Genomic DNA, 12569 nt, shown 5'->3' on the forward strand with positions numbered 1-12569 from the left:
AATTAAATTTTTAGTATTATGAAAAAGAATGATTACAAAAAGATTGTTGTATCCTGTTTTTGCAGTATGATGCTGGTTTCAGGTGTTTTGGCACAGGAAAGTGAAAACTTATATGCTGGAGGTAGTGGGAAAAAAGCAGACCCTTATTTAATAGAAACACCTGCTCAATTTGATGCCATACGCGAGAATCGTAGTGCTTATTTTAAATTGATGGCTGATTTGGATTTTGCCTCTTATGAAAAGGAAGGGGGCTGGTGGCCATTAGCCGAATGGGGAAGCGGTGATGGTTCGGATGCTCGTTTTGGTGGTACATTTGATGGTAACGGATATAAGATATCTAATTTGATGGCCAAACATGGTGATGATACCGGTGCACATGATATGAGTGTTTTTGGTGTTGTCGACGGTGGTACAATTAAAAATCTATTGCTTGAAAATGTGACGGTTGTTGGTGGCGGACGTTTAGGCATTGTGTCGGGATTTACTCGTAATGCTACGTTTGAGCAAATAGGAATTATCAACAGTTCTTGCTCGAATATTGGAACCGGTTCTAATTCCGGTGGACTCGCTGGACCATGTGCAGGTACTACTGTAATCACTAACTGTTATACAATTGATTGCAATGTAATGGCTAAATCTACAGATGGTGAGACCGGAGATGCCGTTGGTGGAATAGTAAGTTCTGGGAATGCTACAGTAATGTATTGTTATTCGACTTCTACTATTGAAGGTAAAACAAACGTCGGAGGTATTGTCGGTGCTAATGATGGAGCTACGGTTACTTCTTGTTTGTCTTTAAACAAAGATATTAAAGGGGAGGTTGAAGTGACTCACCGGATTGTGGGTAAGAGAAATGGTGGAGATGTTTCTGACAATTATGCACACTCTTCAGTTTTGTTGAATGGTCAATCTGTGACAGAAGGAACCGGAGCTGATACTGATAATGGAGAAACAGTAGAGGAATTGACAGAAGAATTTTATGTAGATGATTTGGGTTGGGATTTTGATGAGGTATGGAAAATAGATTCGAATATTTCTCCTTATCCGATATTTAAATGGCAGACAAAAACAACTGGAATTGAATATATTAAAAAGGCTACTTATAACGTTTATGTGACTACGGAAGGTATTCGGGCAGAAGGTCTGAATGGAAATGAAATGATTTATGTTTATACAACGAATGGTGTATTGGTGGCTAAACAGATAGCTGAAAATACAACAGAAGATATTTCTTTGACAGAAAAAGGTATTTATGTAGTCAATGTTATTTCAAACGAAGCTTCTCAGGCATTTAAAGTTGTGAAATAAATCAAAGTAGGAGGGGATACGCTCAGTCGGTCCCTTCTTTTCTATCTCTTTTAATTTTTTTAATTTAGAATTGCTTGTTAAAGTGATGGCTGAATAACAATAATCTAATAGGACGTATGAAAAAAAAGACAATTTCTTTACATGAAAAAGCTGTTTCAATGCTTTCTCACTACTCTCATTCTTTTCTGCTTTTGTTCTTTGTTGTGGTGAGTTGTGCTACAGCTTTAGCGGGAAATGATCAGCAGCAGAAGATTTCCGGGGTTGTGAGAGATCAGGCGGGTGATCCTTTACCAGGGGTTAATATCGTATTGGTAGGAACAGATACAGGTACGATAACTGATATAGATGGTACTTTTAGCTTGAATGTATCCAGTGACAAAGCAGTATTAAAATTCTCATTGATTGGTTTCGCTTCAAAAGATGTTGCTCTGAAGGGGAAAACTGTGGTAAATGTAACTTTAAGTGAAGATACTCAGATGATAGATGAAGTGGTAGTAGTAGGTTATGGTACACAGAAAAAAGCAACTTTAACAGGCGCTATCAGTACGGTAGGTACAGATGAACTGACAGCTACTCCAACTTCGAATGTTCAGAATATGCTGACTGGTAAATTGCCGGGCGTACGTATTCAGCAACGTACAGGAGAGCCAGGCAGTTATGATGCTAAAATGGATATTCGTGGTTTGGGTACTCCTTTGATAGTCATTGATGGGATAGTGAGAGAAGTCTCTGATTTTCAACGGTTGGAAGCTAATGATATTGAGAGTGTGTCTGTATTGAAAGATGCATCTGCTGCTATTTATGGTATGCGGGCATCAAATGGTGTATTATTAGTGACAACCCGTAAAGGAGAAAACGGTAAAACCAGAATTGATTATACCGGGAGTTTTGGCTTTCAGAATCCTTCCGGTCTGCCGGATGTTTTAAATGCTTCTCAATATGCTGAACTTGTTCGTGAAGCAGATAAAAATATGGGCAGAGGTATTAATACTACTTTCACAGAGGAAGATGTAGAACGTTTTCGCCGGGAAGGAGCTACAGATTGGTATGATTTGGCTATGAAAAATTTGGTTCCACAAACACATCACAATATAACAGCAAGTGGAAGCGGAGAGCGTGCACAGTATTTTCTTTCTTTTGGTTACTATGGAGAAGACGGCATTTGGAAAACAGGCGATTTGAATTATCATCGTTATAATATTCGTTCTAATCTGGGGTTTGATGTTACAAAAAATCTGAAAGCGGAAATGTTGGTAAGTGTAATGTCCGATGAAAAAAATCAACCTTATAAGGATACCTGGGAACAATTTAAAGCTATTTGGATGCTTAAGCCTACGGAAACTCCATATGCTAATAATAATGAGAATTTTCCAAATGACGTGATGTATGGCCTGAATCCGCTTATGATCACAGATGCCGATCAATCTGGTTATAAACGTAAGGTGAACCGGACCCTAAATACTACATTTTCATTGACTTACAATGCTCCTTTTTTGAAAGGATTAAGTGCTAAGTTCTTGTATGGTTTTGATTATAAGAACTCTCAACAGAAAGAATTCCAGAAACAATATACTTTATATAAATATGATAAAGAAAAGGATGTTTATAATTCTCAAATTTACTCATCTCCTTCTTCTATTTATAGAAAGTCATGGGAAGGTACACAAAATCAATTACAGGCATCTCTGAATTATGAGCGTCTTTTTGCAGAGAAACACAATCTTAAAGTACTATTTTTATACGAACAAAGTGCAAAGGAAGAGGATAATCTGTGGGCAAAAAGAAACTTCGAGATGGATGCTGTAGATGAACTTTTTGCAGGTTCTGAGGAAAAGCAAATCGGTAATGCAGATGCCGGTCAGATTTATCGTGTAACAAATATGGGTATAGTTGGACGTATCAATTATGATTATCAATCTAAATACTTGGCAGAAGTTAGCTTTCGTTATGACGGTTCTTCCAAGTTTGCTAAGGGGCATCGTTGGGGATTTTTCCCGTCGGCATCTGTTGGATATCGAATTTCTGAGGAAAAATTTATTAAAGAACTTGATGAACTATCCTTTATCACGAATTGGAAGTTAAGAGCATCTTATGGTGTTATGGGTGATGATGGTTCCTCATCCTATCAATATTTGTCTGGATATGATTATCCGGGAGCGAGTTATGTGTTTGGTAATGTTGTCAATAAAGGCTTAGGATTCAGAGGAATTCCAAATGAATTGATAACTTGGTATAAATCAAAAACATTGAATGTTGGTACCGACCTTGAACTTTGGGATGGATTACTTTCAGCACAGGTAGATTTTTTCTGGAGATACAGAGATGGTTTGCTTGCAAAAAGAAGTGGTGAAATCCCCGGAACTTTAGGAGCCGAATTACCTGAAGAAAACATGAATCAGGATTTATATAAAGGTTTTGAAATAGTATTGGGGCATCGCAATAGAATTAATGATTTTAATTATTCTGTAAATTTAAATTTTGCATTGACTCGTCGTCTGAACAGACGTTTGCAGGAAGGAGATGCTGTGAATTCTTATGATCGATGGAGAAATAAGTATTCAAACCGTTATGCTGATATGGGATGGACTTATGGTTCTAATGGACAGTTTACTTCGATGGACGACATTTGGCATTCTCCTATTCAGGATGGTCAGGGTGGTGCTACCCAATTGCCGGGTGACTGGAAATATGAAGACTGGAATGGAGATGGAATTATCGATGGTAACGATGTTTATCCGAATACATACGAGCACTCCAATGATAACGGAAATCCCAAAATGACATTTGGAGCTACTATTACTGCTGCCTGGAAAGGGTTTGATGTGAACTTATTATTTCAGGGTGGCGGTGGATTTAATGTAATCTATTTTGAGCAATTGCAATACCCGTTGTGCTTTAGTGGAAATGGGTTGGCACATTTTTATGACAGATATCATCAGGACGAAAACGGAAACTGGATTTCCGGGAAATGGCCGACAACCCGTGATGCCGGATCTTATGGAACAAATTATGCAAGATGTAAACAGACTACGTATGATGCTTCTTATTTACGATTGAAGAGTGTGGAAATTGGCTATACAATACCACAGAATTTTACACGTAAATTTAGGGTAGATCGTTTGAGGATATTTGCAAGCGGATATAATTTATTTACATTATCTAATCTGGATTTTGTCGATCCCGAGCATCCGGAAGGGACTTATGGATATCTGTATCCAATTATGAGAAACTTTAACTTTGGATTGAATTTAGCATTCTAATTTGAAATACTATGAAAATAAATAAAATATTAATATCAGTATTGGTGATGGCAACATCATTTTGTTCTTGTGATTATCTGGATGTACCACCAATTAATATTATACAAGATGATGCGATTTTTAAATCAGAATCGGGAATAAAGTCTTATATGACTACTCTTTACTATGATTTGCCGATAGAGGATTTTCGTTATACACAACAAGGATTCAACGTAGTAGGTAAAGGGCAAGGGCGTCTACCGAATGTTTCGGGGGAGGCCATGTGTAGTTCCAGTGATGATATTGCTACTATTGGTGATGGAACCTGGTGGGGCTGTTGGGATTATGGGAAAGTTCGTCGAGTGAATTACTTCTTGCAGAAATTTCCGGCATATAAATCTAATTTTCAGAATACGATTCTTGCTGATGCATGGTTGGGAGAGGCTTATTTTATCAGGGCTTACTACTATTTTGCGATGGTAAAAAGATATGGTGGAGTACCTATACTGAAAGAACCACAAGAGTATATCGGTGATATTGAATCGTTAAAGGTTCCGAGAAACACGGAAAAAGATTGTTATGATTTTATTGCAGAAGATTTAGACGAAGCTATTCGTTTGCTACCTGATAATGAAGAACTTTTGGGAAAAGGACGTGTCACTAAATATGCTGCTTTGGCATTAAAATCTCGCGCTATGCTGTATGCCGGTAGTATTGCACGGTATGGAAACATTGATTTGAATGGTTTGGTCGGTATTGATAAAGCATTGGCAAATAATTATTTTGAATTGGCTTATAATGCTGTAAAAGAACTTGAAAAATCAAAGAAATTTTCATTGTATCAAAAGAATTCGGACAAAGAGAAGAATTTTGCAGAGTTATTCCTTGCCGAAGATAGTCCTGAAAATATTTTCTGTAAATATTTCCAACGTAATACAAATGCACATGGTTGGGATGTTTATTTTGTTCCTTATCAATACCGTGGTGATGGGTATTCTTCTAATATGAATCCTACACTGGAATTTGTTGAAATGTTTGAGCGCAAAGATGGTACTTCTGCAAATTTTGCAGAAAGGGCGAGAGATTCCTATTTTGATGATCCTTCTGATTTGTTTAAAGATATGGATGCTCGTTTTGGTGGTTCTATCATTTATCCGAATGCATATTTCAAAGGTGAACTTTGTTCTATTCAGAAGGGATTGATAATAGAAGATGGGACCAAAAAAGAGAATGCTACAAATTATGAGAATGCTGTTTATACAGCTAAGGACGGAAAGGTTTATCATATTGTAGGGAAAAGTGGATGCGGAAATTATTCTGGTAATATGACCGGTTTCTTTATGCGTAAGTACCTGAATGAAAGTATGCCGCAACCTGAAGTAGTTGAAAATTACTCTGAACAACATTGGATTGAATTCAGATATGCAGAAGCTCTTTTGAATGGTGTTGAGGCGGCAGTAGAAATGGGACAACATTTGGATGATGCCCTGCTCTGGATAAATGATATCCGTAAACGTGCTGATATCAAATTACTTGCTCAGGATGATTTGACAGTTGACAGGGTTAGACACGAGCGTAGAATTGAGTTAGCTTTCGAGAATCATACTTACTGGGATTTAAGACGCTGGAGAATTGCTGATAAAGAGATTGAAGCTAAGCAGTATACAGCTTTGTATCCATATTTCGATATTAACAAACAGAAATATGTATATGAAGAAGCCAATGCCAATAAATACTACTATACATTCCACACAAAAATGTATTATGAGAGAATTCCTGACGGGGAAATTGCTAAGAATGAGAAATTGATACAAAATCCGTATTATAATTAAAAACGTAATAGAATATGAAAAAGTTATATTATATATTTGGTTTGTCTGCATTGCTCTTTTCTTCCTGTGGATACTTTGAATATGATAATTATGAAGCTCCGAATTCCGGTTTGGAAGGAACCGTTGTTGACCGTAAAACAAACGAACCTTTGCAGGCAGAAGCTGCTAATAGCTATAAAGTTGAATATTATGAATTAAGTTGGGAAGAGGCGGGGCATGCCAATACTCAATCTCAGTTTTTTTGGGGAAAAGATGATGGTACTTTTTTGAATACGAAGATTTTTGCCGGAAAATATCGGGTTACTTTGAAAGAAGGAGCATTTTATGCTCCCGAACCGGAGATTGTGTATTTGGAAAAGAAGCGCCTGACCCGGTTAGATTATTCTGTGATACCTTATGCACGTGTGAATATAGATGAAATAACTCTGGTTGGTAGTAAACAGAATAACTTGGAAATTAAGTATACGATTGAAGATACAGAAAAGGAAATCAATACGGAAGGATTGGACGAAGGTTTATATACTTTGAGTGAAGCCCAAGTTTTTATTTCTAGCAAATCTCCGAATGTGGGAATGAATAATTCGGAAACCAAATATACTATAAAGGCTAAAAAAGAGTTTGAACGTGGCGATTATGAACCTGGAATACCTTTCCAAGTGGTAGAAAAGAATGTAAAGAAATTGAATCCGGGGAAATATTGGGTACGTATTGGAGTACGTACTGCTAATCCTCAAAAACGATATAATTTTAGTCCGATAAAGGAAATTGTTGTTCCGGCAGAAAGTGCTGAAAATTAAAAATTATAAAATATGAATATAAAGTATGCTATAATATTGGCATTTGGTTTGAGTAGCACTGTGGCAGTAATGTCACAGTCTGCTCCTCTAACAGAAGAGGATATTGATTCTCCTTCGGAGAATGCAATAGTTCTGCCAATGGAAGAGGCAAAAGTATCAGTAATTTATGATCCCAAGAACTCGGTATCTTTCACGGATGAAGGTGTAAAAGGTACAAGTGATGGTTTGACATTAGATTTGGGGGAGATAGATTTCGGCTCGGGAGACTATAGTAGTATTTGGGTTGAGATGGCCAATATTATGAAACCAACTGGACAGACCGGATTCGATTTTTATTTGGATGATATGCTTTTAGAACCTAAAACAGATTTCAAAATTGCTCAGGAACTTCCTCATCTCGATTCTTATGAATCCGATAAACAACCTCAGACAGGTCTTTTTTTCAAAAATAAGAATGTACCTTTAAATCAGATTTCGGTGTTTAATGTTAGCGGAGATGATAGTTATGGTAAAATAACCGCGGCAGTTGCTCAAGGTGTGTTGAATCAGAGTAATGCCGAAGTTTACTTGGTATATGAAGGTCATCATCAGACACAGTTCGAAGATGTTTATGGGAAACAAGGAGAAACATGGAATCTCTTGCGTGGAGATTATTCAAAAGAAAAATATGCAGGATTGGCTACACTTGTTGATAAGTACAAAGATCGTTTTAAAAAAATGGTTCTTTGGGATCCGGATAAGGAATGGACTTGGTGTTTAGCACAAATGATCTGTGCTCAGCAAAAAGGGATTCCGGTGACTAAGGAGATAAAGGACTTTTTTAATAATGAACTGAATTGGAACATAGAATGTGAAGATATTACCGGTAAATGGGCTACTAAATTGGAGGCTTATCAATGGGCTATTGATAATTTGGCTGAAGGATGTCATAAGACTCTAAGTTTTTCTGCCGGTTTACGTAGTGATTATATAACCAACCCCTGGAAAATCTATGATTATGCAGTAGCCTCTAAAGGGTTTGTATTCTTTTTGAAAGATTCGGAACCTGATGAATTTGCCATGATCCAAAAGATTTGTAAGAAAATGAATTATCAACCGGGTTCTTCTACAATGGGGTATGGTGCCGGGAAAGATGGAGATGCTCTGAATAATGCCACCAATCCCCATAATGTGGGATTTATGGTCAGTGATTATTACGCAAACGGGAGCTTTTGGTGTTCGTTCCCACGAAAAGCATTTCAACAGCGCAAGGGGCAGGCTGTAGAAGCATTACCCGGTAAAATCTATGTAAGCCTTATATGGAGTGACGGAGATAATGTGCAGTTTGACTCTAATCAGATGTACAATATGTTTAAGAATGCCAGATGTAGGGGAAAGGTCCCGGTAGGTATGACAATGGCTGCATCTTTGCAGGAGTTGAATCCTGTTTTATTGGAGTATTTTTATAAGAATCTGACTCCGAATGATGAATTAGTGGCAGGACCTTCCGGATTTCAGTTTATTTATGGTGATAAATATAATGAAAATAATTATGAAAAATGGTTGGATATAAATCAAAAATGGATGGACACGGCCGGTTTTCATACAGCTTGTTTGTGGAATACAACCAATAAAGAACGTTTTGGTAGATATATGAAGACCTGTGGCTTGCAGGGTGTTTTTGATGGTTTTGAAAACAACAAAGAACGTTATGAGGTTGGTAAAGACGACGAAGGCATTGTTTGTATTCTGCAAGGAGCACATTGCTGGGAAGAGGGCGATGTATATAAAGATTTGATAAGTGTAAAGCCCAATGGGCAAAAGCCTGTCTTCCGGAATGTTTATCTGATTGCGGCCAATTATGGTGGAGCAGAAGGGTATGAACGGTTAATTCGTGAATTACAGCGTGTTGAAAGTTATTTGCCGAATACTTATGAATTTTTATTACCAATGGATCTTTGTGCTACATTAAAAGAATATATTGAAAAAAATGGAGGAGGCAAACATGAATAAATTCTTTCTGTTTTTAGTTCTGCCTTTATTCATTATTGTAACGTCTACGTATGCCGGTAATATTCGTATTCCGGCCAAGGGGGGAGGACTTTATCAGGTCGTTATCGTAGATAAGGGGGCAGAAGGAGCTAAGTATGATGGAAAGACCGAATCTATAATTAACACTAGTTCGGGAACGCGAATACGTATCAGAGATATTGATTTTGGTAATGCAAGATATGGTTTGTATAATCAGTTTATGATTGAATATACCAATCCTGAATATTGTGAAGATGGTTTCTTTGATATTTATATAGAAGATACTGCAGTTCCTGTAGCATCTATACCTGTGGAACAAACCAAAGAAGGAGAATATAAAGAAGTATCTGCTTCATTAAATGTGAATATTACCGGTTCTCATGCTGTGTATGTCCGGTGGAGAAACCATTCAGCTTGTCTAAAAACGTTTGGTGCAAATGAATTGCTTCCTTTTACAAGTGTAGAGCTGGTTCGTACAGGATCTTTGATGAAATATAAATTTAGTAAAGGAACTTTTGGAGTACTGTCTGGTAAACACCGTCTGAAAATGGTTTGGCGTGGAAATAATGCAATTGTAGCTAATGTTTATTTGGATAAAAGTAATATAACTTCTGTTGTGAACGTAGAGGAGGAAAATCTATCTGTTTTTAGTGATAAATTCGGTTTTAGAATAAATGCTGCAACACCGATAGGTAAAGTTGAGGTTTATTCATCAGAAGGATTAAAAGTGGAAGAATTGCTGTCTACTGATTATTCAGAGTTCGTATCTGTTACTCCCGGATTTTACATTGTTCGGATAACAAGAGATAATGGAGAAATAATTGTGAAGAAAATATTAGTGACAGAATGACCAAACGAAAAACATTACCATGAAACAAAATATTTTGCTTTTGCTATTAAGTTTTTTATCTTTTTTTGTGGAAGCCGGGAATAAAAAGGAAATACCAACTTCTAATTTAAGAGCTTCTGCCTATCCTTTGATTACAATCGATCCTTATATCTCAGCTTGGTCACATACTGATGAATTATATGAAGATGATGTCAGGCATTGGACAGGAACAGAACATCCTTTGGTAGGTGTTTTAAGGGTAGATGGTAAATGCTATCGTTTTATGGGAAAAGATAAACAGACTTTAAGAGCAATATTGAAAGATGCCCGTGACGAAGAATGGCAAGCCAAATATACGAATATATTACCTTATGCCGATTGGTATAAAAAAGAATATAATGATGCAGAATGGCAGGAAGGTATAGGAGCATTTGGAAGTGCTGATATGCCTAATGTTAAAACCGGATGGAATCAGGGCGACATTTGGATACGTCGGAGGTTTTCGATTGATAATAAGAATGTCACAAAGAAAAAGTTATATCTGGTTTATTCACATGATGATATTTTTGAGCTGTATCTGAATGGACAAATGTTGGTGAGTACAGGGTATAGTTGGAAAAATTATGTGATACAACCTTTGGATGCAGAACAAGTGAAATCTCTGATGCCAGAAGATAATCTTATTGCAGCTCATTGCCACAATACAAAGGGAGGAGCTTATGTTGATTTTGGTCTTTTTACCGAGGATGAAATAGGGTCTTTTTTCAGTATGGAGGCCGAACAAATAAAGGTGAATGTATTACCTACCCAAACTTATTATTCTTTTTATTGTGGTCCGGTACAATTAAATCTGAAATTTACGAGTCCACTGGTTCTGAATGATTTGGATTTATTGAGTAGTCCGGTGAATTATATTAGTTATGAAGTACAGTCGTTAGATAAACATACACATGATGTACAGATTTATTTCTCTGCAACTCCCCAATGGACTGTTAACAGTCTGGAACAGGAGGTAAGTGTGGAGAGTTATCAATCTTCTGGTATTCGTATTTTAAAAACGGGCACTTTAGAGCAGAATGTTTTAGGTAAAAGCGGGGATATTATTTGTATAGACTGGGGATACTTCTATCTGGCAGGTAAACAATCGGAATTTTCTGAAATATCTATGGGAGCTCCAGATTTTATTCAAGGGAGTTTTGTTGAAAAAGGAATACTACCAGATATTAAAACTACTCGAACATCTGTACGCTTAGACAGGGAAGAAATACTTTTGGCATATAGCGAGAATTTGGGTAGTGTAAAGAATCAAAAAGCAGAAGGATATCTGATGATTGGCTATGATGATATTGCTTCCATACAATACTTTGGTAAAAATCTGAAAGCATATTGGAAGAAAAAATATCCAATGATGGAGGCTGCATTGGCTGATGCCCGGAAGAATTATGCAAAAACAATACAGAAATGTGATGCATGGGATCGTAAAGTAATGGAAGACGCTGTTGAAGCTGGCGGACAACAGTATGCTGAACTATGTGCTGTCTCTTATCGCCAGGCAGTAGCTGCCCATAAATTAGTTTCGGGCCCTGATGATGAATTATTTTTCTTTTCCAAAGAGAATAACAGCAATGGGTCTATCGGTACAGTGGATGTGACATATCCTTCTTGTCCTGTTTTTATCCGATATAATACGGAAATAATGAAAGCTATGCTGAATTTTATTTTCGATTATAGTGAGTCCGGTCGTTGGACAAAACCTTTTGCTGCACATGATATTGGCACATATCCATTAGCAAACGGACAAACTTATCAGGAGGACATGCCTGTGGAAGAGACAGGGAATATGTTGATAATGACAACCGCAATTGCCATTGCCGATGGGAACGCAGACTATGCAGCAAAACATTGGGAAACATTGACCATCTGGAGTAACTATCTGGCAGAAGAGGGATTGGATCCGGAGAATCAGTTGTGTACCGAAGATTTTGCGGGTCATCTGGCACATAATGCAAATTTGTCGGCTAAGGCTATTATGGCTATTGCAGGTTATGGTCGCCTGGCTGAAATGTTGAATAAACCGGAGGCTAAAAAATATACCGAAATGGCTAAAAAAATGGCCGTTGAATGGGAGCAGAAAGCTAACGATGGAGATCATTATCGGTTGTCATTTGATAAACCGGATACTTGGAGTCAGAAGTATAATTTTGTGTGGGACAAAACTTTGGGGTTAAATATATTGCCGGATGAGATAATGAAGAAAGAAGTTGCTTTCTATTTAAAAAATCAGAATAAATACGGATTACCTTTAGATTATCGTTTCACGTGGGGAAAAACAGACGATACGGTATGGAGTGCTACTATGGCTGATTCGGAAAGTGATTTTCAGGAATTGATACGCCCGCTTTGGAAATATGTGAATGAAACTTCCTCAAGAGTCCCTTTAGGCGATTGGTATGAAACGTTGAATGCTGATTATATTAATTTTCGTGCACGCTCGGTTGTCGGAGGTGTTTTTATGAAATCACTGGATTATTATCTAAAGAATAAAAGGAAATAA

At 37.2% G+C, this 12569-nt stretch carries 7 protein-coding genes; all 7 read left to right on the plus strand.

The genetic code is table 11. From position 1 onward, the window contains the following. The first annotated feature begins 18 nt into the window (after positions 1-18). The 7 genes from HCG69_RS14275 (at position 19) to HCG69_RS14305 (ending at position 12569) form a co-directional block, all read left to right on the plus strand. Entirely contained in the window at positions 19-1308 is a 1290-nt protein-coding gene (locus tag HCG69_RS14275) for a T9SS type A sorting domain-containing protein (protein WP_122200916.1), read from the plus strand. A 116-nt stretch (positions 1309-1424) separates the two neighbouring features. Next, complete coding sequence (locus HCG69_RS14280; RefSeq protein ID WP_221650588.1) at positions 1425-4568, plus strand: TonB-dependent receptor; 3144 nt, start codon at positions 1425-1427, stop codon at positions 4566-4568. A gap of 11 nt (positions 4569-4579) precedes the next feature. Then, positions 4580-6379 carry a RagB/SusD family nutrient uptake outer membrane protein gene (locus HCG69_RS14285; protein WP_221650589.1) on the plus strand — a complete coding sequence of 600 codons (1800 nt, stop codon included), beginning with the start codon at positions 4580-4582 and terminating at the stop codon, positions 6377-6379. 14 nt (positions 6380-6393) lie between these two features. Further along, positions 6394-7176 (plus strand): DUF3823 domain-containing protein, encoded by a 783-nt coding sequence (locus tag HCG69_RS14290; protein WP_221650590.1) that lies wholly within the window; start codon positions 6394-6396, stop codon positions 7174-7176. Positions 7177-7188: 12 nt separating this feature from the next. After that, complete coding sequence (locus HCG69_RS14295; protein ID WP_002559505.1) at positions 7189-9168, plus strand: GxGYxYP domain-containing protein; 1980 nt, start codon at positions 7189-7191, stop codon at positions 9166-9168. Then, complete coding sequence (locus HCG69_RS14300; protein WP_221650591.1) at positions 9161-10036, plus strand: hypothetical protein; 876 nt, start codon at positions 9161-9163, stop codon at positions 10034-10036. Before HCG69_RS14295 ends, HCG69_RS14300 begins: the two co-directional genes overlap by 8 nt. A gap of 19 nt (positions 10037-10055) precedes the next feature. After that, positions 10056-12569 (plus strand): glutaminase family protein, encoded by a 2514-nt coding sequence (locus HCG69_RS14305; RefSeq protein WP_221650592.1) that lies wholly within the window; start codon positions 10056-10058, stop codon positions 12567-12569.

Source organism: Bacteroides sp. K03, assembly GCF_019734355.1.
Taxonomy (GTDB): domain Bacteria; phylum Bacteroidota; class Bacteroidia; order Bacteroidales; family Bacteroidaceae; genus Bacteroides; species Bacteroides nordii.